This is a genomic window from Streptomyces sp. NPDC001508 (genome assembly GCF_040298665.1).
Classification (GTDB): Bacteria; Actinomycetota; Actinomycetes; order Streptomycetales; family Streptomycetaceae; genus Streptomyces.
The window spans coordinates 1-26453 of sequence record NZ_JBEPAP010000083.1; the positions used below are offsets into that span (position 1 = coordinate 1).

Annotated in this window: 20 protein-coding genes; 9 read left to right on the forward strand and 11 right to left on the reverse strand. The window is 73.2% G+C overall.

Features of this window, described 5'->3' with window-relative positions; genetic code table 11:
- The 3 genes from pstS to pstC all read right to left on the reverse strand — a co-directional run.
- Nucleotides 1-1447: phosphate ABC transporter substrate-binding protein PstS (pstS, locus tag ABT245_RS41285; RefSeq protein ID WP_351744897.1), on the reverse strand; the 1447-nt coding region annotated here is incomplete at its 3' end.
- Entirely contained in the window at nucleotides 1447-3012 is a 1566-nt protein-coding gene (gene pstA, locus ABT245_RS41290; protein ID WP_351744899.1) for a phosphate ABC transporter permease PstA, read from the reverse strand. The genes pstS and pstA, both read right to left, overlap by 1 nt.
- A gap of 1 nt (nucleotide 3013) precedes the next feature.
- Nucleotides 3014-4030, reverse strand: coding sequence for a phosphate ABC transporter permease subunit PstC (pstC, locus tag ABT245_RS41295; protein ID WP_351744902.1), 1017 nt, complete (start codon nucleotides 4028-4030; stop codon nucleotides 3014-3016).
- Nucleotides 4031-4516: 486 nt separating this feature from the next.
- On the opposite strand from pstC, the gene ABT245_RS41300 reads away from it, so the two are divergent.
- The 3 genes from ABT245_RS41300 (at nucleotide 4517) to ABT245_RS41310 (ending at nucleotide 8424) form a co-directional block, all read left to right on the forward strand.
- The gene (locus ABT245_RS41300) at nucleotides 4517-4939 is read left to right on the forward strand and encodes a hypothetical protein (protein WP_351744905.1); all 423 of its coding nucleotides are present in this window, start codon (nucleotides 4517-4519) and stop codon (nucleotides 4937-4939) included.
- Nucleotides 4940-5271: 332 nt separating this feature from the next.
- A complete protein-coding gene (gene gad, locus ABT245_RS41305) occupies nucleotides 5272-6675 on the forward strand; it encodes a glutamate decarboxylase (RefSeq protein ID WP_351744908.1) in 1404 nt (467 codons plus the stop codon).
- A gap of 357 nt (nucleotides 6676-7032) precedes the next feature.
- On the forward strand, nucleotides 7033-8424 hold the full coding sequence (locus ABT245_RS41310) for an MFS transporter (RefSeq protein ID WP_351744910.1): 1392 nt from the start codon (nucleotides 7033-7035) through the stop codon (nucleotides 8422-8424).
- A 57-nt stretch (nucleotides 8425-8481) separates the two neighbouring features.
- Here ABT245_RS41310 and ABT245_RS41315 read toward each other — a convergent pair whose 3' ends face one another.
- The 6 genes from ABT245_RS41315 to ABT245_RS41340 form a co-directional block, all read right to left on the reverse strand.
- Nucleotides 8482-10449 (reverse strand): helix-turn-helix domain-containing protein, encoded by a 1968-nt coding sequence (locus ABT245_RS41315; RefSeq protein ID WP_351744913.1) that lies wholly within the window; start codon nucleotides 10447-10449, stop codon nucleotides 8482-8484.
- Nucleotides 10450-10549: 100 nt separating this feature from the next.
- Nucleotides 10550-11350: a 3-hydroxybutyrate dehydrogenase gene (locus ABT245_RS41320; protein ID WP_351744915.1), complete on the reverse strand. Its 801-nt coding sequence runs from the start codon at nucleotides 11348-11350 to the stop codon at nucleotides 10550-10552.
- Nucleotides 11351-11404: 54 nt separating this feature from the next.
- Nucleotides 11405-11884, reverse strand: a complete 480-nt coding sequence (locus ABT245_RS41325; protein WP_351744918.1) for an NUDIX hydrolase — start codon at nucleotides 11882-11884, stop codon at nucleotides 11405-11407.
- A gap of 10 nt (nucleotides 11885-11894) precedes the next feature.
- A complete protein-coding gene (gene lnt, locus ABT245_RS41330; RefSeq protein ID WP_351744920.1) occupies nucleotides 11895-13517 on the reverse strand; it encodes an apolipoprotein N-acyltransferase in 1623 nt (540 codons plus the stop codon).
- Between the two features lie 138 nt (nucleotides 13518-13655).
- The gene (locus ABT245_RS41335; protein WP_351744923.1) at nucleotides 13656-14210 is read right to left on the reverse strand and encodes a hypothetical protein; all 555 of its coding nucleotides are present in this window, start codon (nucleotides 14208-14210) and stop codon (nucleotides 13656-13658) included.
- Between the two features lie 104 nt (nucleotides 14211-14314).
- Nucleotides 14315-15100 (reverse strand): glutamate racemase, encoded by a 786-nt coding sequence (locus tag ABT245_RS41340; RefSeq protein ID WP_351744925.1) that lies wholly within the window; start codon nucleotides 15098-15100, stop codon nucleotides 14315-14317.
- Nucleotides 15101-15139: 39 nt separating this feature from the next.
- On the opposite strand from ABT245_RS41340, the gene ABT245_RS41345 reads away from it, so the two are divergent.
- On the forward strand, nucleotides 15140-16333 hold the full coding sequence (locus ABT245_RS41345; protein ID WP_351744927.1) for a glycosyltransferase: 1194 nt from the start codon (nucleotides 15140-15142) through the stop codon (nucleotides 16331-16333).
- 7 nt (nucleotides 16334-16340) lie between these two features.
- Here ABT245_RS41345 and ABT245_RS41350 read toward each other — a convergent pair whose 3' ends face one another.
- Nucleotides 16341-17651, reverse strand: coding sequence for a TerD family protein (locus ABT245_RS41350; RefSeq protein ID WP_351744968.1), 1311 nt, complete (start codon nucleotides 17649-17651; stop codon nucleotides 16341-16343).
- Nucleotides 17652-17948: 297 nt separating this feature from the next.
- On the opposite strand from ABT245_RS41350, the gene ABT245_RS41355 reads away from it, so the two are divergent.
- From ABT245_RS41355 to ABT245_RS41370, 4 genes are all read left to right on the forward strand, one after another.
- Complete coding sequence (locus tag ABT245_RS41355) at nucleotides 17949-18389, forward strand: DUF6643 family protein (protein WP_351744929.1); 441 nt, start codon at nucleotides 17949-17951, stop codon at nucleotides 18387-18389.
- 43 nt (nucleotides 18390-18432) lie between these two features.
- Nucleotides 18433-19254 (forward strand): MOSC domain-containing protein, encoded by an 822-nt coding sequence (locus ABT245_RS41360; RefSeq protein ID WP_351744931.1) that lies wholly within the window; start codon nucleotides 18433-18435, stop codon nucleotides 19252-19254.
- Nucleotides 19255-19718: 464 nt separating this feature from the next.
- Nucleotides 19719-20324, forward strand: a complete 606-nt coding sequence (locus ABT245_RS41365) for an Rv1733c family protein (protein WP_351744933.1) — start codon at nucleotides 19719-19721, stop codon at nucleotides 20322-20324.
- A 165-nt stretch (nucleotides 20325-20489) separates the two neighbouring features.
- Nucleotides 20490-22940 carry a right-handed parallel beta-helix repeat-containing protein gene (locus ABT245_RS41370; RefSeq protein ID WP_351744936.1) on the forward strand — a complete coding sequence of 817 codons (2451 nt, stop codon included), beginning with the start codon at nucleotides 20490-20492 and terminating at the stop codon, nucleotides 22938-22940.
- A gap of 9 nt (nucleotides 22941-22949) precedes the next feature.
- Here ABT245_RS41370 and ABT245_RS41375 read toward each other — a convergent pair whose 3' ends face one another.
- Nucleotides 22950-25322 carry a hypothetical protein gene (locus tag ABT245_RS41375; protein ID WP_351744938.1) on the reverse strand — a complete coding sequence of 791 codons (2373 nt, stop codon included), beginning with the start codon at nucleotides 25320-25322 and terminating at the stop codon, nucleotides 22950-22952.
- Between the two features lie 295 nt (nucleotides 25323-25617).
- Here ABT245_RS41375 and ABT245_RS41380 point away from each other — a divergent pair, with 295 nt between their 5' ends.
- A complete protein-coding gene (locus ABT245_RS41380; protein ID WP_351744941.1) occupies nucleotides 25618-26451 on the forward strand; it encodes a DeoR/GlpR family DNA-binding transcription regulator in 834 nt (277 codons plus the stop codon).
- Nucleotides 26452-26453: the final 2 nt, after the last annotated feature.

The window sequence follows — 26453 nt, forward strand, 5'->3', positions numbered from 1 at the left end:
CGCCGGAGCCGGCCGCGGCGCTCCCGCCGGCCGCGGCACCGCCGCCCGTCGAGCCGCCGCCGGCCGTGCCGCCGGTGCCGACGCCGTTGGCCGAGCCACCGGACGAGCCGCCCGAGGAGCCGCCCGAACCGCCGGATGAGCCACCGGACTTGGCGCCGCCGCTGCCCGAGGTGCAGGGCGCCGCGCCCTTCTTGTCGCAGTCCGCCGGATAGGGCGCGGTCTGGGCGAGCCTGTTCTGCCCGGTGGTGGTGAAGGTCGGGTTGTTGCAGCCCTTGATGTTGATGTTCTGCGCCTGGACGCCGGGGATCCGGCGGATCTGGTCGAAGCCCGCCTCGACCAGGTTGATGGGCAGGGGCGAATAGCCGAGCTGGGGCGCCTGTTGCTGGCCCTGGCACATGAAGTAGTAGGAGAACGCGCCGAGCGTCTTGCCCTTGGCCTCGGTGAAGGTGCCCTGCACCTTCAGCGGCAGGATCATGTACGAGTAGCTGGAGAGCGGGTAGTTGCGCCTGTCGGTGTCGTTGTAGACGCCGTCGAGCTGCTGGGTGAGGTAGTCCGGGCTGCTCCTGTTGGTGTTGATCTCCGCCTTGAGCAGGGAGACCGCGACGTTCTGCGGGGTGGGTTCGGTGTAGTAGCCGGAGTGGTTGAGGACCTTGGCGACCGGGTAGTGCGCGTTGAGCGCGTAGGAGTAGTTGACGTAACCGATCGCGCCCTCGCCGTAGTTCTGGGCGACGTAACCGGCCACGCCTAGGTCGCCGGACTGGGCGATCATCCCGGAGACGGTCGGGAAGTAGGAGGTCTGCCCGCAGGCGCCGGAGCGTCCGACGCGCCCGCAGTACGCCTGCCACAGCGCCTTGTGCTGGTTGGCCATCCACATCGTGAACTGCGCGGTGGAGCCGGAGCCGTCGGAGCGGACGACGGGGACGACGGGGCGGCGGGGGAGCTGCAGCCCGGGGTTGTCGGCCTTGATGGCCGGGTCGTCCCAGGTCTTGATGACCCCAGTGAAGATCTTTGTGACCACGTCGCCGGACAGGCGCAGGTTGGTGACCCGCTTGCCGTTGACGGTCAGGTGGTACATGAAGACGGTGCCGCCGGCCACGATCGGCATGTACGCGTACGAGCCGGTGGCCGGCCGTTCGGCCGCCGAGCCGTCGGTGGGGTGCGTCTGGAAGGGGATGTCCGAGACCGCGAAGTCGACGGTGCCGCTGAGGAATTGACGGCGGCCGTCGGAGGAACCGGTACCGGCGTAGCTGATCCGCATGCCGTACTGGTTGACGGCCCGGCGCCACTCGTCGACGGCGTTCTCCGCCCAGGTGGAACCGGCGCCCGCGATGGGCGTGTAGCTCTCGGCGGCGGCCGGTGCGGCCAGGGGTCCGGCGAGCAGGCCGAACAGCGCGCCGAGGATCCCGAGCGCCCGCAGGCGGCGCGGGCGGGTGAGGTGGCTGAGCATCAGTCGTCTTCTCCGGTGGTCTCGCCGGTGGTCTCTACGGGGACGGGATCGGGAACATCGGCACGCGGACCGCGGACGCCCGCGGGGGCCCCGGCGGCCGGGCCGCCGACGAACTCGGGCTCGGCGGGGCCGGTGCCCACGGACTTGGACTCGGCGGGCTCGGGCTTGGCGTCGGTGGACCGGCCGTCCCCGGCGGCGACCGCCCCAACGTCGGCGGGCTCGGCCCCAAGGGGCTCAGTGTGGACGGGCTTGGGCTCGGCGGACTCGGCGCCGACGAACCGGCCCTCCCCCGCGGCGGCGGGCTCGGCGTTCACCGGCTCTGCGCCGGCGGGCCCGGTGTCGGTGTCGGCGGGCTCGGTGTCCGTAGACGGCGGGAGTTGGGGTGCGTGCGGGTGGGCGAAGCGCTCGGCGTCGCGGCGCGAGGCGCGGGCGGTGCGCCGGGCCTGACGGCGGCCCAGCTGGCCGGGTCCGCGTCCGCCGATGACGCGGGCGATCGCGAACAGCACCAGGACCAGCGCCATCAGCACCGCCGCCGCGCCGAAACCGCGGGCGATCATCGTCGGCTCGGGCGACTTGACGAAGTTGAACACGGCGAGCGGCAGGGACACCATGGGCCCGTCGGTGGGGTCGGCGTTGACCGCCGCCGTGAAGCCCGCGGTCAGCAGGACGGGCGAGGTCTCGCCGATGCCGCGCGCGGTGCCGAGGATGACGGCCGTGGCGAGTCCGGAGCGCGCGGTCGGCAGGACCACGTGCCACACCGTCCGCCGACGCGACGCGCCCAGCGCCTCCGCGGCCTCGATCAGGGTCCCGGGCACCAGCCGCAGCACCACGTCCGCCGCGCGGATCACGATCGGCAGCATCATCACGCTGATCGCGAAGCCCGCCGCGAGCCCGGACTTCTGCATGCCGAGACCGAGGATCCACACGGCGTACACCATGAGACCGGCGACGATCGAGGGCAGCGCGGTCATCGCCTCGACGATGGTCCGCACGAACCGGGAGAACCGCCCGGGGACCTGGTTGAGGTAGACGGCGCAGGCGAGCCCCAGCGGCACGGTGATGGCGAGCGCGATGGCGATCATCATCAGCGTGCCGAGCATGGCGTGCGCGATGCCGCCGTGGGTGAGCGGGTCGAGCGGCCCCGAGGACTGCATGTCCTCGGTGAAGAAGTTGCCGTGCGGCAGCGCCTGGCGCCCGCGCCACGCGGTGAAGCCGACGACCAGGGCGAGCGCCGAGAACAGCAGCCCGGCCGCCGTCCACAGCACGACGGTCATCACCCGGTCCCGTACGGTCTGGCCGTCCTCCTCCAGACCGGTGAGCACCGCGTAGAGGGCGAGGAAGACCAGGTACGCGGCGACGGCGAAGCCCAGCGTCCCGGAGAACGGGGCGAGTTGGCCGAACAGCAGCACGGTGACGCACAGCGCGGAGAGCGCGGCGCCGGCCGAGGCGAGCACACCGGAGCGGCTGAGGCCGCCGATCCGCCGGGGTTCGTCGGGCCGTTCGGCCGCTGCCGGGAGCGGTGCCGCGGCGACGCTCTGCTCCACGGTGTCGTTCAGGACGGTCATGTCATGCCTCGCTCTGCGCGCCGGACCGGGAGCGGGCCACGATGGACGAGGCGGTGAAGTTGACCACCAGCGTCAGCAGGAACAGCGCCAGGCCCGCCGCCATCAGCGCCGACATTCCGAAGGTGGAGGCGTCGCCGTAGTGCAGGGCGATCAGCGAGGAGACGGAGTTCGAGCCGGTCTGCAGGACGTGCGGCTGGATGACGAAGACCGGCGAGATGATGAGGTAGACGGCGATGGTCTCGCCGAGGGCCCGGCCAAGGCCGAGCATGGTGCCGCCGATGACGCCGCCCTTGCCGTACGGCAGGACGACCGCGCGGATCATCCCCCACCGGGTGGCGCCCAGGGCGTACGCCCCTTCCCGCTCGCCCGCCGGGGCCTGCGCGAACACCTCGCGCATCACCGAGCACTGGATGGGGGCCACCATCAGCGCCACGACGAGTCCGGCGACGAATGTGGAGGCGGTGTACACACTGTCGGAGGCCAGCGGCTCACCGGACTGGGCGCCGTCGACCGTGAGCAACGGAATCCAGCCGAACCAGTCGGACAGCCACCGGGACAGCCCGATGACGTGCTGTTGGAGGAAGAACAGCCCCCACAGCCCGTACACCACCGAGGGCACGGCGGCCATCAGGTCGACCAGGGTGACGAGGGTGCGGCGCAGCCGGCGCGGTGCGACGTCCGAGATGAACAGGGCCGTTCCGACGGCCAGCGGCACGGAGACGGTGACCGCGACGGCGGCGATCAGCAGGGTGCCGGTGAGCACGGCCGCGATGCCGAACCGGTGCACGTCCGGCTGCCATTCGGCCGTGGTGAGGAATGAGAATCCGGTGGCGCGCAGCGCCTGCCCCGCCCTGAGCAGCAGGAACAGCCCGACGGCCGCCATGATGGCCAGCACCGCGACTCCGGTGGCCGTCAACTGGTACCGGAAGATGCGGTCACCGAGCCCCCCGGCCGCGTGCGGCCGCCGAGGTGCGGGTCTTTCGGACTCCAGGCTGCCGGAGCCCTCGTACGCGGACACGACGTGCGTCCCCCCAATGCGGATGCAACTCTCCCCGCACGACACCGAGGAGGTGCCGTGCGGGGAGAGTCAATGGCCGAATACTTTCGGCCCACCCCGCCCCATATGGAGGATCAGTGAACGACTCGTGTCATTTCAGCGGGTGAATTGTGTGGCCCCACCACGCCGTTGCCCGGGGCTACCGTGCCGCTCACCACACTCCACCGCGCCGCGCCCCGGCCCTGGAACCGGCCCCGCACCCGTCGGTCCGCACGCACCCGCACGGACGGGCCCCAGCCCCGAAGGTAAGAGAAACGTAAGAGGAACCGGGTCCGTGCCGGCCGCTTCACCTGCGCGGACACACGGAGGGTCACTGCCCCCAACGGCCGTGGCGGCCCGATCGGGATGCCGCTCCCGGCGACCCGGTTCACTCTGATGGAGGCGCGGCATGGCCCCACGGCACATGCCCGGCCCAGGGGGGCATCCGTCGACCCAACGGGAGTCAGCATGATCTTCACCTTCCGCAGCCGCACTGTCCGGACTGCCGCCGCCGGCGCCCTCACCGTGGCACTGGTGTCCGCCGGCTCGACCGCGGCCCAGGCCGCCACCGACCCGCCCCCGAAGCCCAGCACGACGCACAAGTCCCTGCCGGAACGCATCTCCTCGCTCACGGCCGAGGCCAGTCCCGCCAGTGTGAAGGCCGGCGAGGAGATCCGGATCACCGGTCGCAGCACCGGTCTGCGCGCCGGCGACCCGGTGACGCTGCAGCAGGAGAAGAGCGGCGAGTGGACCACACTCCCCATGGACGCCGCGGTCGAGGAGGGCGAGTCGTACACGCTCACCACCCGGCCCACCGCCCCTGGCATCCAGCACTACCGTGTGGTGTCGGGCACCACACACTCCCCGACCGTCTCCGTGACGGTGAGGTAGGGCCCGGCCAGGCGCGTCCGCGCCGTGCCGGAACCGCACCGGCCGTCGTCACTTCCCGTGGCGGCGGCCGGTCCACGGAGAGCACTCCGCGGGGCGGCGACCGGTCCACGGGGAGCACTCCGCGGGGCGGCGACCGGCCCGCGGGGCCGCACGCGGGCAATGCCACGGTGAGCCCATGGCCGGTTGTCACACGGGGAAAATCCGGTTCATCACTCCGCAAATCGCTCACTAGATCGGTGTAACCGGCACGGATGCCGGGCCGCGAAGGGATCTAACGTCCGGAATGTACGCGGGCCGCACCGCACTCGGACCAGAAAGGTCATCAGGCACCCATGCCCATTCCGGATACCGGCGTCCTGCCGGCAGCAGATCCAGACACCCTCGCCGTCTCCCCCCAAGTCCTCCCCCAGCCCGCCGACACGCTGCTCGTGCCGGTCGAGGAACTGCCCGCGGCGGAATCGTCCCCGGACGCGGTCCATCGCCGTGTGCGCGATGAACTGATGCTCGACGGCAACGCGCGGCTCAACCTCGCCACCTTCGTCACGACGTGGATGGAACCGCAGGCGCGGCACCTCATGGCCGAGACCGCGGAGAAGAACCTCGCGGACCGCGCCGAGTATCCGCAGATCACCGCCATGGAGGAGCGCTGCGTCCAGATGCTCGCCCGGCTGTGGCACGCGCCGCAACCGGAGCGGGTGCGCGGCTGCTCCACCACCGGCTCGAGCGAGGCCGCCATGCTCGGCGGCCTCGCGCTCAAGCGCCGCTGGCAGGCCCGTCGCCGCGCCCAGGGCAAGGACGTCGGCCGCCCCAACCTGGTGATGGGCGCGAACGTCCAGGTGTGCTGGAAGAAGTTCGCCAACTACTTCGAGGTGGAGCCGCGTTACGTCCCGATGCGGCCGGGCCGCCACCACCTCACCCCCGACACCCTGACCGCCTACTGCGACGACAACACCATCGGGGTGGTGACCGTCCTGGGCTCCACGTTCGACGGCTCCTACGAACCCGTCGCGGACATCTGCATGGCCCTCGACGGCTACCAGGCCGCCACCGGCACCGACATCCCCGTGCACGTCGACGGCGCCTCCGGCGCGCTGGTGGCGCCGTTCCTCGATCCCGGCCTCATGTGGGACTTCCAACTCGAACGCGTCGCCTCCGTCAACGCCTCGGGGCACAAGTACGGCCATGTCTTCCCCGGTCTCGGCTGGGCCCTGTGGCGGGACACCGACGCCCTCCCGGACGACCTCGTCCTCGAGGTGGACTACCTCGGCGGTACGTCCCCGACCTTCACCCTCGCCTTTTCCCGCCCAGGCGCCCATGTCGTCGCCCAGTACTACAACTTTCTGCGGTACGGCTTCGAAGGGCTGCGGAAACTGGCCGCCCAGTGCCGCTCGACGGCCCGCGCGCTGGCCGCGCAGATCGCCGACATGCCGCCGTACGAACTGGTCACGGACGGCTCCGAACTCCCCGCCTTCGCCTTCCGACTGTCGCCCGGCACCAAGGACTTCACGGTCTTCGACGTGTCCCAGGCGATGCGCGCCCGCGGCTGGCACCTGCCCGCCTACACCTTCCCCGCCCCCTGCCAGGACGTCTCCGTGCTGCGCCTGGTGGTGCGCACCGGCTTCACCGACGAACTGGCCCGGCTGTTCGTCTCCGACCTGTCCCAGGTGACCGCGCAGCTCAGGGTTCCCGATCCGCGCCGGCGCACCGCGCTGCTCCGCCCCGCCACCGCGACCTGATCCCCCGTCCCCGCCTCCGGTCCGGAACCTGACGGACGGAGGCGGACGGTTCCGGTCGCCGCGGCCCGCACCACCGGTCGCGGCGGCCGGGACATGTGCGCGGCGGCCGGGGACCGCGGTCGCGGCCGCCGGCCTCGCGACGCGCACCACCCTGCGGGCGCGTCAGAACGCGTGATGCGCCGAAATACACCGAAGCGGAGAAGGATCCCGCCGCCTCACACGGGACACCCGGCGTAGTGGCTGCACACACACATCCGCTCATACCTATAAACCCCCAGCACATATCCGCTGGACCTGCTTCTTCCTACGGTGTGCCGACACCCAACCGTCCCCACCGCACATGAGGAAGTGGCGCACATGGCCCCCGCAGCATCCGCTCCACCGACCCCAGCCAAGCTCCCCCGCATTGTCGCCGCCAGCCTCATCGGCACCACCATCGAGTGGTACGACTTCTTCCTGTACGGCTCGGCCGCCGCGCTCGTGTTCAACAAGCTGTTCTTCCCGGACTCCGACCCGCTCGTCGGCACCCTGTTGTCGTTCCTCACCTATGCGGTCGGGTTCGCGGCGCGACCGCTGGGCGCCCTGGTGTTCGGGCACTACGGGGACCGGCTGGGGCGCAAGCGGCTGCTGGTGCTCAGCCTGCTGTTGATGGGCGCCGCGACCTTTGCCATCGGTCTGCTGCCGACGCACGCGAGCATCGGAACCGCGGCGCCCGTGCTGCTGACCGTGCTGCGACTCGTCCAGGGCTTCGCGCTGGGCGGCGAATGGGGCGGAGCGGTGCTCCTGGTGTCCGAGCACGGGGACGCCCGCCGTCGCGGGTTCTGGGCCTCGTGGCCGCAGACCGGGGCGCCCGCCGGACAGTTGCTCGCGACCGGTGTGCTGTCGCTGCTCACCACGCTGCTGTCGGACTCCGCGTTCGGCAGCTGGGGCTGGCGCATCCCGTTCCTGCTGTCGGGTGTGCTGGTCGCCGTCGGCCTGTGGATCCGCCTGTCCGTCGACGAATCGCCCGTGTTCCAGGAGGCGTTGGCGCAGGCGGAGGCCCGCAAAGCGACCGCGGCGGCCGACCCGGAGAAGCTGCCGCTCGTCTCCGTGCTGCGGCACCACTGGCGGGACATCCTGGTGGCGATGGGCGCGCGCATGGCGGAGAACATCAGCTACTACGTGATCACCGCGTTCATCCTCGTCTACGCCACCACCTCGGCCGGCGTCTCCAAGCAGACGGCCCTGAACGCCGTGCTCATCGGGTCGGCCGTGCACTTCGCGGCCATCCCGGCCTGGGGCGCGCTGTCGGACCGGATCGGACGCAGGCCCGTCTACCTGCTGGGCGCGGCCGGGATCGGCCTGTGGATGTTCCCGTTCTTCTCCCTCGTCGACACGGCCTCGTTCGGCAGTCTGATCCTGGCCGTCACCGTGGGCCTGGTCCTGCACGGCGCGATGTACGCACCGCAGGCCGCCTTCTTCTCCGAGATGTTCGCGACCCGGATGCGCTATTCCGGCGCGTCCATCGGCGCCCAGTTCGCCTCCGTCGCGGCCGGTGCGCCGGCGCCGCTCATCGCCACCGCGCTGCTCTCCGAGTACGACAGCTCCACTCCGATCGCGCTGTACGTGATCGCGGCGGCCGTACTGACGCTGGTGGCCGTCGGTGTGGCCAGCGAGACCCGGCACCGCGACCTCGCCGAGGTCGACTCCGAGGCCGCGGCCGGCCGTGGGCAGAGCGACGACCGGGCGGCGGACGCCCGCACCGTCTGACCCGCGCCCGGCCCGCGCTCCGGTCCGAACCGGCCCCGTACGGATGTCCGTACGGGGTCAGTGCTGTGCCGGCAGGGCCAGCCGGTGCAGCCGCAGGGCGAGTTGGATCTCCAGGGCGCGGGCCGGTTCCTGCCAGTCCTCGCCGAGGAGCCGTGCGATCCGGTCGAGCCGCTGGGCGACCGTGTTCACATGGACGTGGAGTTCGTCCTTGGTGCGGGCCGGGCTCATGCCGCAGGCGAAGTACGCGTCGAGGGTGCGCAGCAGTTGCGTACCGCGCCGCTCGTCGTAGGCCGCCACGGGGCCGATGGTGCGTTCGACGAACCCGGTGACGTCCCGCTCGCCGGCGAGAAGCAGCCCGAGGAAGCCGAAGTCCTCGGCCGCGGCGCCGTCTTCCGAGCGGCCGAGCAGGCGCAGTGCGTCGAGGCAGCGACGTCCCTCGGCGTAGGCGGCGGCCACGGCCTCGGGGCGGGCGAGGAGGTCGGCGACCGGGGCGGACGCGCCCACCGTGACCGGCTCGTGGACGGCCTTGCCGAGGTGGCGGGCGGTGCGTCGGGCCACGTCGGTGGCGGTGTCGCCGGGGCCGAGCGGCAGCAGCAGCACGGTGCCGCCGTCACGGGCGGCGGCCAGGCCGTGCCGGGTCGAGGCGAGGTGGGCGGCGGCGGCGCCCAGGCGACGGCGGGCGGCGGCCTCGTGTTCGGCGTCGGGCGCTGTCCCGCCGAGCCGGGCGGCCAGGACGACGTGCACGGCGTCGAGGTCGGCGTGCAGCCGAAAGGCGCGGTCGCGCAGCAGGCGCGGGTCGCGGTCGCGGGCGTCGAGGAGGTCGTCGAGGAGTTCGCCGCGGACCCGTTGCTCGGCGTCGGCGGCCGAGCGGCGGGCGAGCAGAAGCAGTGAGGTGACCGACGCGGCGCGTTCCAGGGTGCTCTGGTCGACGGGGTCGAGTCCGGGGTGGCCGCGCAGCACCAGCGCGCCGAGGAGTTCGCCGCCCGCGGCGACCGCGGCGATCCAGTCGGCGCCGTGGGGCACCGCGTGGCCCTCCGCTCTTGAGGCCTCGAGCGCCGCTGCCGGTGCGTCCGCGGTCTCGGTGAACTCGACGGTGCCGGCGAGGACTTGGGAGACCGCGGCGGCCACGTCGTGGACCCCGCCGCCGCGCAGGACGAGTTCGGCGAGCCGGTCGTGGACGTCCGAGGCCCGCTCGATCACCGCGCTGCGGTCCTGGATGATCTCGTTGGCCCGCTCCAGGTCGGCCAGCGCGGACCGGGTCTCGGTGAGCAGGTTCGCGGTGTCGATCGCGGCGGCGGCGAGTGCGGCGAAGGAGCCGAGGAGCGCGATCTGTTCCCGTTCGAAGACCCGCGCGCGGCGGTCCGCCGCGAACAGGACGCCGATGACATGCGGACCGAGCATGAGCGGAACACCGAGGATGGCGACCAGGCCCTCGTCGCGCACGCCCGTGTCGATGGTGAGCGTGTGCCGGAAGCGGTCGTCCTTGAAGTAGTCCTCGGTGACGTACGGGCGGGCGGTCTGGGCGACCAGCCCGCCGAGCCCCTCCCCCATGCCCAGCCGCAGCTGCTGGAAGCGGGCGGCGACCGACCCCTCGGTGACCCGCATGTAGGTGTCGCCGCGGGCCGGGTCGTTGAGGCTGAGGTAGGCGACGTCCGTGCCGAGCAGCGAGCGGGCGCGCTGCACGATCGCCTGGAGGACGGCGTCCACGTCTCGCAGTCCCGCGAGGTCGTGGGCGGTCTCGAAGAGCGCGGACAGCTCCGCCTCGCGCCGCCGCCGGCCCTCCAGTTCCGCGCGGACCCTGAGCGCGAGGAGCTTGGCCCGCTCCAGTGCGGCGATCCGGTCGGCGGGCCGGCCCTCGGCGCGGGCGAGCAGCACCGGCTGCTCATAGGCCTCGGCCGGGGCGCCGCGGGCCAGCAGGTCGAGGAACGCCGTCCCGGCGTCGCCGTCCGGTGTGCCGGCGGGGCCGGCCGAGAGCCCCGCGGGGGTGGCGGGGCGCCCGGTGGAGTGCAGGTGATCGCGAGACATGCTCACAGGATTCCGCATCGCCCGTCGATCCCGTCCGGCCTGTGGAAAACTGCCCGGCCCGTGCTCGCCCGCCGGGTCGGTGCGCCGGTCGCCGGGCCGGTCAGTGCGCCGTCCAGCCGCCGTCGAGGACCAGCGAGGTGCCGGTGACGAAGGCGGCGTGCGGACCGCAGAGGTAGGCGACCGCCTCGGCCACCTCCTCCGGTTCGATGAGCCGTTTGACGGCGCTGTCCTGGAGAAGCACCTCGGACAGCACGCGCTCCTCGGGGATGCCGTGGGCCCGCGCCTGGTCGACGATCTGCTGCTCCACCAGGGGGGTGCGCACATAGCCGGGATTCACACAGTTCGAGGTGACACCATGGCCGGCGCCCTCCAGGGCGGCCGTCTTGGACAGGCCCTCCAGTCCGTGTTTGGCGGCCACATAGGCCGACTTATAGGCGGAGGCACGCAGCCCGTGGACGGAGGAGATGTTGACGATCCGGCCCCAGCCCTGACCGTACATGTGCGGCAGCGCGCCCCGGATGAGCCGGAACGGGGCCTCCAGCATCACGGTCAGCACGGTGTGGAACACCTCGGGCGGGAACTCCTCGATGGGGCGGACCAGCTGCAGCCCGGCGTTGTTGACCAGGATGTCGGTGCCGGCGGCGGCGTGTTCGGCGGCGTCGAGGTCGGTCAGGTCCAGGACCTGGGGTTCGATCGTGCCCGCCGACTCGCGGGCCCGCTCGGCCAGCGCGTCCAGACCGGACGCGTCCCGGTCGACGGCGCGCACCTTGGCGCCGGCTGCCGCGAGTCGCAACGCGCAGGCGCCGCCGATGCCGCCCGCCGCACCGGTGACGAGGGCGGTGCGGCCGGACAGGTCGAGCGAGGGGGTGTGCGGGCCGAACAGGGCGCTGGGCGAGGTCATGTCTCGACCCTAAGCAGCACCCCGACCCGACCACATGTGGTCACACCCCATACTTCATTGAACACTCGTAGGGACAAACCATGTGGGTTCATCGGACAGGGCCTGCTTGATCCGGAACAGCTGGCGTTCGTTCATCGTCGGCATGGCGTCCACCTCGAACCATCCGACCTCCAGGGACTCGTCGTCGTTGACGCGTGCCTCGCCGCCGACGGCCCGGCAGCGGAAGGTGATGTCCATGAACTGGCAGATGTCGCCGTTGCCGTAGGTGACCTCCTCGCCCGACTTCACCATCACGACCCGTTCCGGGACGCAGCGGACGGCCGTCTCCTCGTACACCTCCCGCGCGGCGCAGTCGGCCGGCTGCTCGCCGGGGTCCGGGATACCGGAGGGCACCGCCCACTTGTGGTTGTCCGCGCGCCGTCCCAGCAGCACTCGGCCGTGGTCGTCCAGGACGACGGCGCTGACGCCCGGAAGCCACAGCAATGGGTGGCCCGCCGAGGTCCGGATGGTACGGATGAAGTCAGGGGTGCCCATGGACCCGACCCTAACGGGCCGGTTGGCGTTCCTCCCGCGTGAGCGACGGGCGCGCACCGGCCCCGATCGCCCAGCCGAGACCGCCCGCGGCGACCAGCACCAGGGCCATCTCGGGCAGGATGCCCAGCCGGGTGGCGGGGGTCTGCGAGGAGCGCAGCGGGATCTTCTGGACCAGGTGGTCCGCCACGAACATGCCGGTTTTTTGGGTGATCTTCCCGTCCGGCATGATGATCGCGCTGACGCCGCTGGTCACCGGGACGGTCACGGTCCGGCTGTGCTCCACGGCGCGGACCCGGGACATGGCGAGTTGCTGGTAGGTCATCTCGCTGCGGTCGAAGGTCGCGTTGTTGCTCGGCACGGAGATCATCTGTGCGCCGTGGGTGACCGTGTCCCGTACGGCCCAGTCGAAGGCGGCCTCGTAGCAGGTCGCGAGGCCGACCCGGGTACCGCCGATGTCGAAGACGCCCGGCTTGGTGCCCCGGCTGAAGTCCTGGCTGACCATGGTCGTCCAGTTGTCGTTGACGGCACGCAGGAGCGGGCGCAGCGGCAGGTACTCGCCGAACGGCTGGATCTGCCGCTTGTCGTAGGTCTGGGTGGGTCCCTTGACCGGGTCCCACAGGATCTGCTCGTTGAACACTCTGCCGTCGCGCGCGACGACCCCGCCGACCGAGATGGGCACGCCGATCGCCTTGGCCGCGTCGTCGATGACGAGGGCCGCGTCGGGGTTGGCGAAGGGGTCGATGTCGGAGGCGTTCTCCGGCCACAGCACGAAGTCGGGCCGGGCGACCTTGCCCGCCTTGACATCGGCGGCCAGCTTCCTGGTCTCGCGCGCGTGGTGGTCGAGCACGGCGCGCCGCTGGGCGTTGAACACCAGGCCGGCACGCGGCACGTTGCCCTGGATGACCGCGACGGTCACCGTGCCGTCCTCGGCCTTGTCGCTGACCAGCGTCCGGGCGGCCAGCGCCCCGGCCACCGGTACGGCCATGCTCAGCAGGGCCGCGGCGGCGGTCCCCCTGCGCACGGCGCGGGTGCGCCGCCCCTCGGCCGCCACGCGCACGGCCTCGTACAGACCGAATCCGCACAGGACGACGGCGAAGCCGAGCACGGGAGTGCCGCCGACCGCGGCGAGCGGCAGGAAGACACCGTCCGCCTGGCCGAACGCGATCTTGCCCCAGGGGAAGCCGTGGAACGGTACACGCGCGCGTACCGCCTCGCCCGTCACCCAGACGGCCGCCGCCCACACCGGCCAGGCGGGCAGCTTCGAGACCGCCGCGACACCGAGCCCGACCAGCGCGACGAAGACCGCCTCCACGGCGGCCAGGGCGAGCCAGGGCCCGGGACCGACCTCGACACCGGTCCACACCAGCAGCGGCAGCAGGAAGCCGAGGCCGAAGAGGCAGCCGAGGCCGAGGGCCGCCTTCCAGCCCCGGCCGCGCAGCACCCAGCCGAACCCGGCGAAGGCGGGCAGGGCGAGCCACCACAGAGTGCGCGGCGGGAAGCTGAGGTAGAGCAGCACTCCGCAGAGCGCCGAGACGGCGGCCGGGGCCAGACGCAGCAGTCGGGCGCCGCGCGTGGACCACGGGCGCGCCCGGACCCGGTCCGGCTGGTCCACGGATGGTGCGGTGACGGTCACCCCGGGAGTGTACGGCGGGTGACCTTACGGCCGACAACGCGGTCCATGAGAGGGCTGACGACACCCAGGGGGCGCTTCCTGACGGCGGCGGTCCCCGGGGTCAGCGCGGATCGGGCGCCCCTGGCCGCGGCGGCGGTCTCAGTGGGCGGTACCGGGTGTGATGGTGCGCAGCCGGGTCTTGATCACCCGGACCGCCGACTCCGCGTTGTCCACGGTGATCGTGAACGTATGGCCGTCCCACAGCCTCAGCACCACGCCCTCGCCGCGGCGCACGACGACCGCGGTCCCCTTCTCGGGCCGCCAGCGGTAGCCCCAGCCGCCCCAGTGGCGCGGGGTGACGTGCGGGGCGAACTCGGCGCCGGCGACATGGCTGAGCGGGATGCGGCGGCGCGGCAGCCCGATGTGGCCGCAGCGCACTTCGAGGCACTCCTGGTCGAGCTTCAGGTCGACGTGCACGAACGCGAGGGTGCCGAAGAGGACCAGCAGCCCGGCCGCGATGCAGCCGACCACGGACATGACGAGCGCGGCGGTGCCCGAGGTCCAGGCGGAGTCCACGGCGAGTTCGATGCCGAGCGCCATGCAGGCCGCGCCGACGAGCGCGAGCAGCCACTGGACCCGGTTGGTGGCGCGGCCGGTCCACACCTCGGGGTGCGAGGCCTCGGCGGTGTCCTCGTCGTGGGGGCGGTCCTGCATGCCTACGAGGTTACTCAGGAATCGCTGCGCGGGTAGCGCGTTGCGCACAGTGACCGCGCCGGGTTGCGGGGAGCGGCCCGCTGTGCCGGCCCGGCCGTCGGCGGTCAGCGGGCGGGGCTCGCGGCCACCAGCAGCCGGCCCTCGGCGTAGTTCAGCGCGGGAGCCGGCAGCCCGCCCGCGCGGCCGCTCAGCAGCACCGTCACGGTGCCGTCGGCCGGCGCTTCGGGTGCGGGCCGCTCGCCGATGCGGCGCAGCATCTGGGCGGCCACCGCGCCGGCGCTGCCGTGCAGGACCAGCGGCGGGGTGTCGGCGCGCCGCACGGCCGCGCGGATGCGTTCGGCGACCAGTTCGTAGTGGGTGCAGCCGAGGACGACGGTCGTCACGTCGGGCGGGGTCAGTCCGGCGGCCGCGGCGACGGCGGCGTCGATGGCGGCCTCGTCGGCGTGTTCGACCGCTTCGGCGAGTCCCCAGCACGGGACTTCGGCGACCGGTACGCCGTCGGCGAACTCCTCGATGAGGCCGCGCTGGTAGGGGCTGCCGGTGGTGGCGGGTGTGGCCCAGATCGCGACGGGCCCGCCGCCGGCCGCGGCCGGCTTGATCGCCGGTACGGTGCCGATCACCGGAATGCCGGGCTCCAGGCGGGCGCGCAGGGCGTCCAGCGCGTGCACGGTCGCCGTGTTGCAGCCGACGACTAGGGCGTCGGGGCGGTGCGCGGCGGCGGCCACGGCCACGGCCAGGGCGCGCTCGGTGAGGTCCTCGGGGGTGCGCGGGCCCCACGGCATGCCGTCGGGGTCGAGGGAGAGGACGAGATCCGCGTCGGGCCGCAGACGCCGCACCGCGGCGGTGGCCGCCAGCAGGCCGATTCCGGAGTCCATGAGCGCGATCTTCACCCGGCCACGATAGACGATGGGTCCCGGCGGGCCCGTCCGGTGGGGCAGACTGCGCGGGTGGGTGCCCTCCTGTGGATCGCTGCCGTATCGCTCGCCGCCTGGCTGTGGCTGTTGCTGTGTCAGGGCCTCTTCTGGCGGACGGACGTCCGTCTGCCGCCGCGCCGGGACCCGGACGACTGGCCGTCGGTGTGCGTGGTCGTGCCGGCCCGCGACGAGGCCGCGGTGCTGCCGTCGAGCCTGCCGTCCCTGCTGGCGCAGGACTACCCGGGGCGGGCCGAGGTCTTCCTGGTCGACGACGGCAGCTCGGACGGCACCGGAGAGCTGGCCCGGGAACTGGCCCGGCGGCACGGCGGGCTGCCGCTGACGGTGGACTCGCCCGGTGAGCCGCCCGCGGGCTGGACGGGCAAGCTGTGGGCGGTGCGCCACGGTGTCTCGCTGGCACGCGCGCGTGACCCCGAGTACCTGCTCCTGACGGACGCGGACATCGCGCACGCCCCGGACAGCCTGCGGCACCTGGTGGCGGCGGCGCGCACCGGCGGCTTCGACGTGGTCTCGCAGATGGCCCGGCTGCGCGTGGAGAGCCTGTGGGAGCGCCTGGTGGTGCCCGCCTTCGTGTACTTCTTCGCGCAGTTGTACCCGTTCCGCCGGATCGGGCGGCGCGGGGCGCGCACGGCGGCCGCGGCGGGCGGCTGTGTGCTGCTGCGCGCAAAGACGGCACAGCGGGCGCGTATCCCCGACGCGATCCGGCACGCCGTCATCGACGACGTGGCGCTCGCGCGGGCCGTGAAGGGCGGCGGGGGGCACATCTGGCTGGGGCTCGCCGAGCGGGTGGACAGCGTGCGCCCCTATCCGCGGCTGCACGACCTGTGGCGGATGGTCTCGCGCAGCGCGTACGCGCAGCTGCGGCACAACCCGCTGCTGCTCCTCGGCACGGTCACCGGCCTCGCGCTGGTGTACCTCGTGCCGCCGGTGGCGCTGGTGGTGGGCGCGGCGACGGGGAGTACGGCCGCCGCGCTGACCGGTGCCCTGGCGTGGCTGGTGATGACGGGGACGTACGTCCCCATGCTCCGCTACTACCGCCTGCCGCCGTGGCTCGCCGTGGTACTGCCGCTCACCGCGTTCCTGTATCTGCTGATGACGGTCGACTCGGCGGTGCAGCACTACCGGGGGCGCGGAGCGGCCTGGAAGGGCCGTACCTACGCGCGTCCCGACGCCGTGCCCGACGAGGGCTGAGGGCCCGTCACTTGCGGCCGGGTGTCCAGTTCATGCCCCAGCCGTAGGCGCGGTCGACGGTCCGTTGCGGGCTCACGCCGCGCTCCGGCACCAGGTACCGGGCCTCGCGCCGGACCACGAGGTCGGCGCCGGTGTTGGTGATCAGGGCGAGCGCGCACACCGTCGAGGGCACCGTGCACTCGTCGAGCGAGAACTCGACGGGCGCGCCGTGCTGGGGCCGCAGGGAGACGGTGGCGTGCAGGCCGGCGAAGGAGTCGGCGCCCTCGTAGACGGTCACGAAGACGAGGATGCGCCGGAAGTCCCGGGTGTGGTCGAGGTTGACGGTGAGGTTCTCGCCGCTCGCCGATGCACCGGTGCGGTCGTCGCCGTCGAGGTGGATGTACGGGGGCCGGTGCAGCGAACCGAAGGCGTTGCCGAGGGCCTGGACGACCCCTTTGCGGCCGTCGGCGAGTTCGTACAGGGCGCACAGGTCGAGATCGAGGTCGGTGTGCGCGGCGCCGCGCCGGCGGCCCCATCCGGAGAGCTGCTTGTGCACCTGCCAGTTGAGGTTGACCCGCAGGGCGCCGGACGTGCCGCCCTGCTTGGCCAGCGAGACGGAGGGGGCCGCCTTGGTGAGCGTGACCTTGCTGAGGCGTACGGGCGCGGCGGCCGGCGGCGGGGGCAGCGGGACCGGCGGACCCGCGGGCGGCGGTGCGGTCACCGGGGGCGGCGGTGCGGTCACCGGGGGCGGCGGGGTCTGCGGACGGGGCGGGCCGCCGGGCGGCGGTGTCGTCGAGGGGGCGGGCGGTGCGGTGTGCTGGGGCTCGTCCACGGTGATCCCGAAGTCCGTGGCCAGACCCTCGAGTCCGCTGCTGTAGCCCTGGCCGACGGCTCGGAACTTCCAGCCGCCCTGGCGGCGGTAGAACTCGCCGAGTACGAAGGCGGTCTCGACGGTCGCGCCCGTGCTGTCGAAGCGGGCGACCACATCGCCCCGGGCGGCGTCCGTCACCGCGATGGAGAGGTCGGGCACCCGGCCGAAGGTCCCGCCGTCCGCCGACGCGGCGAGGACCACGCGCTCGACGGCGGGCTCCACGCGCGCGAGGTCGACGAAAAGGGTGTCGGTCACCCTCCCCGCGGCATTGCGTTTGCCTTCGTGGCGGACCGCCCCGGAGGTGTGCGCGGGCTGGTTGTAGAAGACGAAGTCAGCGTCCGAGCGCACCTTTCCCGCCACCAGCAGGAGGGCCGAGGCGTCCACGTCCGGGACCCCGGGTCCCGGACGCCAGCCCAATTCGACCCGCAGGGCCGTCGTGGGCACCGGCGTATTCGATCCTTTCGGCATTGGCATGTCCGCCCCCATCACCTGGTCGCCATCGGGCCGTGTCCCGGCCGTCCCTTGCCATCCCTACACCGTCAACCTATTGCTGGGGGCGGCCAACTCCCAGGAGCGGCACGGAATCACCGCCGTCCAACCCCCGGTAACCTGACAGGAACTCGGCCTTTACACGATTCAAACGCGGACCGCCGCCCCTTTTTGCCAAGTTCGCTCGGATTGGGGATCCCGCGTCACCGCCGACACGGAAAACAACCCTCTTATCGGTCTCCCCAACCAGCACATCGTGGGCTTAACTTATGTGCCATGACCTCCCCCCGCTCCACTTATGGCGGCGGCTACTACTCCGCCTCCTTCCCGTACACCCCGATCTACGACTCGCTCGTGGCCGAGCGGGGCACCCCGCAGATCGCCCCGATCCGGGTCCCCGCGGCCTACGACACGCCCGGCAGCAACCTGCCCGCGCTGCCGTCGGCCCTGCCCGCGCTCCCGTCGGGCCCCTCCCAGCCCACCCCCCACTACGGCCACCCACAGGCTCCGCAGCCCGCGCCGTTGCAGCAGGCGCCCACGGCGTACATCCCGCAGCAGGCCACCGCCCCGCGCGGCTACCCCGGTCAGCAGCCGCAGCAGCCGCGACCGATGACACAGGGCACCGGCTACGAGGCGATGCGCCCCGCGGCCCCCCGGCCCGCTGCGGCTCCGTACCAGGACCCGTACAACAACCAGCAGCAGTACGGCGGCTACTGACCGGTCTTCCCCGGCCGTCGGTGCCTGCTGGCACGATGACCGCATGGGCAACGCCACGCTGCACTCGATCCACGTCCATCCGGTCAAGGCGTTCCGGGGCGTCACGCCCCGGGAGGCCGCCGTGGAGCCCTGGGGGCTGGCCGGAGACCGACGCTGGGCGCTGATCGACGACGGGGGAAAGGTCGTCACACAGCGCGAGGAGCCGCGCCTCGCGCTGGCCGCCGCCGAGCCCATGGCCGGCGGCGTCCGTCTGTCCGCGGCGGGGAGGGAGCCGCTGACGGTGCCGGTCCCGGCGCCCGGGGACACGGTGACGGTGACCGTCTTCGGCACCAAGGTGGAGGCCGTCCCCGCGGACGCCGCCGCGCACGCCTGGTGCGCCGGCTTCCTGGGGACGGACGTCCGCCTGGTCCACCTGGACGACCCGGCCACGCGCCGCCCGATCGACCCGGTGCACGCACTGCCCGGCGAGACGGTCAGCCTCGCCGACGGCTATCCGCTGCTCGTGACCACGCTCGCCTCCCTCGACGCCCTCAACTCCCTGGTGGCCCAGGGCGATCACGCGCAGGAGGGCCCGCTGCCCATGAACCGCTTCCGGCCGAGCGTGGTCGTGGCCGGCACGCGGCCCTGGGCCGAGGACGACTGGTCGGACATCGCCATCGGCGAGGTGGTCTTCCGGGTCGCCAAGCCCTGCGGGCGGTGCGTCGTGACGACCACCGACCAGGGCACCGCCGCGCGCGGCGCGGAACCCCTGCGCACGCTGGCGCGCCACCGCCGCATCGGCCGCTCGCTGGTCTTCGGCCAGAACCTGGTGCCCCGCTCGACCGGCACCATCCGGGTCGGCGACCCGGTGCGCATCCTCGCCTGAGCGCTCCGCGGGAAGGCCGCGGAGCGCCGTCGGTCGACTGCGGCGGCACCGAGATGGGACGTGCCCGGGCGGCGGAGCCGCATATTGATACAGCCCCGCCCCCTTCGGGGCGCTCGGCCGGGCGCGATGTCAAGTCTTCAGGACACTTCCGGGGCGTGGTGCGGGACGCCCACGCCAAGACGCCGCGCGCCGGCCCGGACGCCGAAACCCGGCGCCGGGGCCCCCGGCGGACCCGCTGCCGCCTGGCCGGGCCGCCTCCTGACCGGCGGTCCGCGTTGGCTCGATCCCGTCCTCGTGGGGAACCCGGCGCGGTCACCCGGTCGTTGCGATGTCGTGAGAAGTCCATGAGAGGTCTCGGTCGAAGAAGTGCAGGAGCGGAGGTGATTTCGCTCTCTCTTCGGCCGGGCCCGCGGTTGAACGGCTCCGCGACGAGTTATCACGGAGCGGGAAGGGGGTGCGGAAGGTTGCGGGCAATCAGCGGTCTCTGGCGCTGGCGGCACAACCCGCTGCGCCGCGCGACCGATCTGGCCGAGGCATGGCTGGCTCTCGGAGCACTGCTGCTGATCGCGGTGGCCGCGCCCGTGGCCGGCTGGTTCGCCGGCACCGCGGCGCAGGACGCCCTCCAGCGGTCGGTGCGGGCCCAGCAGCAGTCCCGGCATCAGATCACGGCGACCGTGGTGCGCAAGCTGGGCGACGCCATGCCGGAGCCCGACCCCGACACCCCCCTGGGCCACGACCCACGCAGCCGGGTCGTGGCCGAGTGGACCGCCCCGGACGGCACCCGGCGGCACGGCCCGACCCTGTCGCCTCTGACCTCACCGCACCCCGGCGACCACTTCACGCTGTGGACGGACGTGCACGGCCGCATGGTCGCCCGCCCGCTGGACACCGTGACGGCGACGACCCACGCGGTGCTGGCCGGGCTCGGCGCGGCGCTGCTGACGGCGGGCGTGGTCTCAGGCGCCAGACGGATCATCGTCTGGCGCATGGTCCGCCGCCGGTACGCGCGCTGGGACCAGGCATGGGACGGGGCGGGCCCGGACTGGGGCAAGGCAGGCACCGGCAGTTGACGGCCTGCCACCTCTGGTCATCCCACGGCCCGCGCGCACGCTACGGTGGACCGGCCGAGGCACTCGGCGACGACCCGCGCGCGACGCGCCGCAGGGGCCGCGGCACCGGCCGCGCGCTCCGAGGCGAACGAGCCACGTACCACGAGGTGGGGGCACAGCAACGCCATGGCACAGGGCACGGTCCAGGTGACGCACACCGGCACATCGCGGTGGCGGCGCCGCACGGGTGAGTACGCTTCGCTCGCCGCCGCCCTGGAGGCCGCCGCCGACGGCGACGTCCTCACCGTCGCTCCCGGCACCTACCGGGAGAACCTGGTGATCCAGCGGGCGGTGACGCTGCGCGGCCCCGAGGGCTCGCCCGGCTCGGTGCGGATCGCCCCCGTCGACGGGGTGCCGCTGACGGTGCGCGCCTCGGCCGTGGTGCACGACCTCCTCGTGGAGGGCCAGGACGCCGCCGCGCCCGCGCTGCTCGTCGAGGAGGGCACCCCCGAGCTGCGGGACGTGCGGGTCGTCACCCGGTCCGCCGCGGGCCTGGAGGTGCGCGGCACCGCCCGCCCGACGGTGCGGCGCTGCACCGTGGACAACCCCGCGGGCATCGGCATCGCCGTACTCGACGGCGGGGCCGGGGTGTTCGAGGACTGCGAGGTGGTGGCGGCCGGTCACGCGGGTGTCGCGGTACGCGGCGGCGCGCACCCCCGGCTGGAGCGCTGCCGGGTGCACCACGCCTCGGGCGTGGGCCTGACGGTGACGGGCGAGAACTCCGCGCTGGAAGCGGTGGGCTGCGAGGTCTACGAGGTGCGCGGGGCCGGTGCCCAGGTCACCGCGCGGGCCACGGCACACCTCACCGACTGCGATGTGCACCGCACGGCGTCGGACGGGGTCACGCTCGACACGGACGCCGTGCTGACCCTCGCCGACTGCCGCATCCACGACATCCCGGAGAACGCGGTCGACCTGCGCTCCCGTTCGGTGCTCACGCTGACCCGGACGACGGTGCGGCAGTTCGGGCGCAACGGCCTGTCGGTGTGGGACCCGGGCACCCGCGTGGACGCCAACCAGTGCGAGATCTTCGACAGCACGGGCGACTACCCCGCGGTGTGGGTGAGCGACGGCGCGACCGCGGTGCTCGACTCCTGCCGGGTGCACGACGTGCCGGACGCCCTGTTCGTCCTGGACCGCGGCTCCCGCGCGGACGTGGTGGACAGCGACCTGTCCCAGGTGCGCAACACCGCCGTGTCGGTCAGCGACGGGGCGACCGCGCAGCTCGACGACTGCCGCATCCGGGAGGCCGCCACCGGCGCCTGGTTCCGCGACCACGGCAGCGGCGGCACGCTCAACAACTGCACCCTGGACGGCACCCAGACCGGCGTGATCGTCACCAAGGGCGCGGATCCCACGATCGAGCGGTGCACGGTGGACGGCCCCGCGGAGGCCGGCTTCTATGTGTCGGCCGGGGGCCGCGGCAGCTTTCTGGACTGCCGGGTGACGGGCAGCGGCGGCTACGGCTTCCATGTGATAGACGGCTGTCGTACGACGCTGAAGAAGTGCCGCACGGAGCGTTGCGCGCGCGGCGGCTACGAGTTCGCGGAGGGCGGCCCCGACGCGGGTTCCGGCACGGGCCCGGTCGTGGAGGACTGCACCAGCGACGAGAGCGGCGGCGGGCTCAGGCCGCCCGCGGCCCGGGAGACCGCCGTGCAGGCGACCGGTGCCTCCGCCGGGCTGCTGGGCTCGATCCCCGGGCAGCGCAGCAGCGAGCAGGAGCCGCTGGTCGCCGCCGCGGAGCCGGAGCGGCCGGCGCGGACCTCCCAGGACGTGCTCGGCGAACTCGACACCCTCGTCGGCCTGGAGAGCGTCAAGCGTGAGGTCCGCGCGCTCACCGACATGATCGAGGTGGGCCGGCGCCGCCGTGAGGCGGGTCTGAAGGCGGCCTCGGTCAAACGCCATCTGGTCTTCACCGGCTCCCCCGGCACCGGCAAGACCACGGTGGCCCGGCTGTACGGCGAGATCCTCGCCTCCCTCGGTGTGCTGGAGAAGGGGCACCTGGTCGAGGTGTCCCGGGTCGACCTGGTCGGCGAGCACATCGGGTCCACCGCGATCCGCACCCAGGAGGCCTTCGAACGGGCGCGCGGCGGTGTGCTGTTCATCGACGAGGCGTACGCGCTCTCGCCGCAGGACGCCGGCCGGGACTTCGGCAAGGAGGCCATCGACACCCTGGTCAAGCTGATGGAGGACCACCGGGACGCGGTGGTGGTGATCGTCGCGGGCTACACGGCGGAGATGGAACGGTTCCTGACCGTCAACCCGGGGGTGGCCTCCCGCTTCTCCCGGACCATCACCTTCGGCGACTACGGGCCCGAGGAGTTGCTGCGGATAGTGGAGCAGCAGGCCGACGAGCACGAGTACCGGCTGGCGCAGGGCGCGTCGGAAGCGCTGCTGAAGTACTTCACGGTGCTCCCCAAAGGTGCCGCGTTCGGCAACGGCCGCACCGCCCGGCAGACGTTCGAGGCGATGGTGGAGCGGCACGCGAGCCGGGTCGCCCAGCTCACCGAGCCGAGCACGGACGACCTGACGCTGCTGTATCCAGAGGATCTGCCGGATCTGCCCTCACAGCGGTGACGGCCCCGGTCAGGCGGCCGGTTCGGGGCGCTGGCCGGGTACGTCCGGTCGCAGCCGGGCCAGCAGCCGCTCCCGTTCCTCGGCGAACGCCGGGTCGGCCTGGTAGTCGGAGTGGCCGAGGAGCGGCGCGGGCAGCGGGTGCCGGGGGGTGCGGCCGTAGGCGAGGGGGTCCTTCAGCGGCCCGCGGTCCACGTCCGGGCCGCAGTCGCCGGGCAGCCGCACCGGGCCGCCGATGGGGTCGGTGAGCCGGTAGAGGTTGCGCCAGCAGGCCACCTCGCGGTGCAGGGAGCCGAGTTCGGCGGGGCCGAAGTAGGCGGGGAACCAGCGGCCGTACAGGCGCTCCAGCGGGGAGCCGTAGGTGAGCAGGGCGACCCGCTTGCGCACGGACGGCGTCAACTGCCAGGCCGCGGCCGCCGCGAGGACGCTGCCCTGGGAGTGCCCGGAGAGCACCAGGCGTCCCCCGGTGCGCTGCGTCCAGGTCGCCATCCGCCAGGTCAGGTCGGGCACCGCGCGCTCGGCGTAGCAGGGCGGCGCGAAGGGGTGGGCGGCGCGCGGCCAGAAGGTGCCGACGTCCCACAGGATGCCGATGGTGCGCCGTGCGGAGGCGTCCTTGTAGGCGCGCCGCCCCCAGGTGACGAACAGGACGAAGCCGAGCCCGATCAGCCAGGAGCCCAGGGCCTGCGCGGTCTCGGCCGCGCCCCGCACGACGGCGTAGGTGTGCGCGGCGGCCTCCCTGGGGGTCTTCCCGGTGTCCAGGCCGCCCGCCAGCGCTGCGGCGCCGAGCAGCAGCGTGGTGGCGGAGACGACGGCGACGAGGAGGGGCGCCCGGTCGGTGAGCGCGGCCATCGCCCGGGTGCGCGCGATACGGCGGGTGGTGGCCGGGTCGGCCGGCTCCTTCGGGTAGTCGAGCCGCACCGTACGGCGTTCGGCGCCGCTGAGCCGCCAGGTGCGCCAGGACAGCCAGCCGACCAGCGCGAGCAGCGCCACCAGGAGCGGTGGGATGACGGATGCCTGCCAGGTCAGCAGCACGGGCGGGCCGTCGATGGAGGGGCCGGTGCCGTCCAGCCAGTCGGCGACGCGCTGGGCGACGCCGCCCGACATCACGCCGCCCAGCGCGCAGGCCAGCAGCGCGACGGCGGGCCCGCCCAGTCCGCGCAGGGCGGCCCGCCGGCCGGCCGTGGTGTCCGCACCTCCGGCGGGTCCGGGGCCGGGGAGCGGGGTGCGGTGCAGCAGATGGGCGACCACGGCGATGACGACCACCAGCAGGCCCTGTGCCAGTGCGATGACGCCGAAGGTGGTGTCCCCCGACAGCCGCCCGGCCGACTGCCAACCCGGCCGGGACCAGCCCGCGTAGGGCAGCGCGCAACCGAGCAGGACGAGGGCGGCCAGCGGCAGCCGGCGTACCAGGTGTTCGTCGAGTTCCCGGTCCAGGCGGTTCTCGCTGCGTCCGCGGCGGCACACCACCCAGAGCACGGCCGCCGCCGTGCCGCACAGCGCGGCGATCAGCAGCGGGCCGAGCGTGCCGAGGACGTGGGAGCCGCCCGGACCGCGGTCGAAGCGGGCGGCCGGGGCGACGACCGCCGCCGCCACCGTCAGCAGGCCCGCGGCGGTGTGGGCGGCGCGCAGCCGGGCCACCAGCCGGCGCCCGTACCAGAAACCGGGGCTGCCCAGGGCGGTGGGTCCCGTCTGTTCGTCCGGCTCGGGGCGGTGCGGCAGCGGCGGCTGGGACTCATAGGCGCTCCAGGTGCGCCGCGACAGGTACCAGAGCAGATAGGTCAGGGCGGCCGGCACCAGGGCGGCCAGGGCGAGCCGGCGTCCGGGCAGGCTCCACCAGCCGTCGCCGGATCGGGTGGGCGAGAGGAAACCCAGCCAGGAGTGGCGCGCGGCGCACGCCTCGACGCCGGCGCACTGCCAGGCCACGAGGTCCAGGGCGACCTCGCAGGCCGCCGCCACCAGCAGCACCGTGAGGGTGAGGCCCGCGAGCCGCACCAGCAGCCCGTACAGCCGTACCGTCCGCCGGTGGCCCCGGGTGGCGGGCCGCATCCAGTGGGCGAGGTTGACGACCATGAAGGGCAGCAGCAGGAGCCACAGGGCGCGGGCGCTGTTGCCCGAGGTGAGGTTGCACCAGACGTATGCCTCGGGGACCGGTCCGTCCCGGTGCTGCTCGGGCCGGTCCTCCGCGTCCACGTCCGCGGCGCGGCGGAAGACGGCGGCCGTGTCGTCACCGGTGATCCGCACCGTGCACGGATCGTCGAGCATCTCCTCGGGTGTGGTGCCCCCCACCCCGTGGACCAGGAGTTCCAGGTCGACCGGAGTCGTCCCGGGCTGCGTAGCGGGGCCGTCCGCCCCGTTTGTCGCGGTCTGCTGCTGCGCACGCTCCACTGTTCTGGCTCTTCCCCCATGCGGCGCCGACGGCTTGTGTCCGTGAGGCGTTCAGGATCTCTCCGCTGCGGGTGCCGCGTACACCTCTCGTCACCGAATCTCCCCGATCCGGGTGCCCGCCGGTGGAACGGACGGTGTCAAAAGGGTGGGTAGGCGTCGGTGCGGGTGGTGGCGCATCGGGGAGGGACCCGTGGCAGGATGGGGCGTCCGCGCATCGCAGGCGTGCGGGAACATGCTGGTCGGGGCGGGTGCGACGGGCGTGTCGGACGGCTGAGGCGAAAGGACCGGAGCGTACGTGAGCGAGAATCAGAACCTCCTCGCGGAGCAGCGCCGCGCCCTGATCCTGGACGAGGTCCGGCGCCGCGGCGGTGTCCGGGTCCAGGAGCTGACACGCAGGCTCGGTGTGTCCGACATGACCGTGCGCCGCGACCTGGACGCGCTGGCCCGCCAGGGGGTCCTGGAGAAGGTGCACGGCGGTGCGGTGCCGGTCATCGAGGCGAGCACGCACGAGCCGGGGTTCGAAGCCAAGTCGGGGCTGGAGCTGAGCGCCAAGGAGGACATCGCGCGGGCCGCCGCCGAGCTGGTCGGGCCGGGCACCGCGATCGCCCTGTCGGGCGGCACGACGACCTATGCGCTGGCGCACCAGCTCCTCGAAGTGCCGGATCTGACGGTGGTGACCAACTCGGTGCGGGTCGCGGATGTCTTCCATGCCGCGCAGCGCACCTCGGGGCAGCGGGTGGGTGCGGCGACGGTCGTGCTGACCGGTGGGGTGCGTACCCCGTCCGATTCCCTGGTGGGGCCAGTGGCCGACCAGGCGATCGCCACGCTCCACTTCGACCTGCTGTTCCTCGGGGTGCACGGGATATCGGTCGAGGCCGGGCTGTCGACGCCGAACCTCGCGGAGGCCGAGACCAACCGGCGGCTGGTGCGGTCGGCGCGGCGGGTGGTGGTGGTCGCGGACCACACCAAGTGGGGGACGGTGGGCCTGAGTTCGTTCGCGGCCCTGGAGCAGGTCGACACGCTGGTCACCGACGCGGGGCTGCCTGCGGCGGCGCGCGCGGAGGTCTCCGAGCATCTGCGCCGGCTGGTGGTGGCGGGGGCCTCGGTCGAAGACGTCGCAGACAACTGACG

Bases quoted from the DNA above. Each gene is read 5' to 3' on its own strand.
- ABT245_RS41355 (WP_351744929.1), top strand. From the start codon at position 17,949: ATGACCTCCCCCCGCTCCACTTATGGCGGCGGCTACTACTCCGCCTCC.
- ABT245_RS41335 (WP_351744923.1), bottom strand. From the start codon at position 14,210: ATGCAGGACCGCCCCCACGACGAGGACACCGCCGAGGCCTCGCACCCC.
- pstA (WP_351744899.1), bottom strand. From the start codon at position 3,012: ATGACCGTCCTGAACGACACCGTGGAGCAGAGCGTCGCCGCGGCACCG.
- ABT245_RS41350 (WP_351744968.1), bottom strand. From the start codon at position 17,651: ATGCCGAAAGGATCGAATACGCCGGTGCCCACGACGGCCCTGCGGGTC.
- gad (WP_351744908.1), top strand. From the start codon at position 5,272: ATGCCCATTCCGGATACCGGCGTCCTGCCGGCAGCAGATCCAGACACC.
- ABT245_RS41370 (WP_351744936.1), top strand. From the start codon at position 20,490: ATGGCACAGGGCACGGTCCAGGTGACGCACACCGGCACATCGCGGTGG.
- ABT245_RS41300 (WP_351744905.1), top strand. From the start codon at position 4,517: ATGATCTTCACCTTCCGCAGCCGCACTGTCCGGACTGCCGCCGCCGGC.
- ABT245_RS41310 (WP_351744910.1), top strand. From the start codon at position 7,033: ATGGCCCCCGCAGCATCCGCTCCACCGACCCCAGCCAAGCTCCCCCGC.
- ABT245_RS41320 (WP_351744915.1), bottom strand. From the start codon at position 11,350: ATGACCTCGCCCAGCGCCCTGTTCGGCCCGCACACCCCCTCGCTCGAC.
- ABT245_RS41325 (WP_351744918.1), bottom strand. From the start codon at position 11,884: ATGGGCACCCCTGACTTCATCCGTACCATCCGGACCTCGGCGGGCCAC.
- ABT245_RS41315 (WP_351744913.1), bottom strand. From the start codon at position 10,449: ATGTCTCGCGATCACCTGCACTCCACCGGGCGCCCCGCCACCCCCGCG.
- ABT245_RS41360 (WP_351744931.1), top strand. From the start codon at position 18,433: ATGGGCAACGCCACGCTGCACTCGATCCACGTCCATCCGGTCAAGGCG.